At 57.8% G+C, this 597-nt stretch carries 1 protein-coding gene; it reads right to left on the bottom strand.

Features of this window, described 5'->3' with window-relative positions:
- Window positions 1-597, bottom strand: a 597-nt coding sequence (locus H8711_RS13905) for a relaxase/mobilization nuclease domain-containing protein (protein WP_249283914.1), incomplete at both ends; no start/stop codon positions are given.

Below are 597 nucleotides of genomic sequence, written 5' to 3'. Positions count from 1 at the left end.
GCGGTCAAAATCATCTCCCAGCTTGCGGGCGGTAATGGGCTTTGTCCTGTCCGGCGTGAGGTAGGATAGCCGCCCTCGGCTCTCCTTGACAGTCACGCCCTGTTGCAAGAGAACGGCGGCGAACTCGCCATAGCTTGTGGCAGAGGACAGCGCGGTGCGTATGGCCTGCCGCAATTTTTCCTTGTCTGTTTCAAACTTCGTGGGCTTGGCTGGCTGTCCGGCGGCTTCTCTGGCGGCGTTCTCTTTATCAAGGGCAAGCTGCCCTTTCTTTGCCGCCCAGTATTCCCGTTCCGTTATCCGTTCCTTGCTGCCGTTCAAGAGGTCGATTTGGTAAAGCCCCTCCCGGTGGCACATCTCCATGACTTCGCTCTTGAAATATTCCATAGCGGCGTTGGTGCAGCGGTGCTTGCAGCCCTCCCGTGTGTCGGCTGATCTGTCCATGTAGGGCAGAAGCGGGACTTCGTAAATCCGCAGGGAGTTGATAACGATATGCACATGGATATTGCCGCTGTGGTTGTGTCCGTCCGGGTGGGTGCAGACAATGGCTTGGTGTCCGGGAAACTGCTTCCGGCAAAATTCCTCGCCCAACGCCTGCGC

The sequence above is a fragment of the Ligaoa zhengdingensis genome, from assembly GCF_014384885.1.
Lineage (GTDB): Bacteria > Bacillota > Clostridia > Oscillospirales > Ruminococcaceae > Ligaoa > Ligaoa zhengdingensis.
The sequence above is the reverse complement of the archived record's forward strand: the minus strand, read 5'-3'. Positions and strand labels throughout refer to the sequence as shown.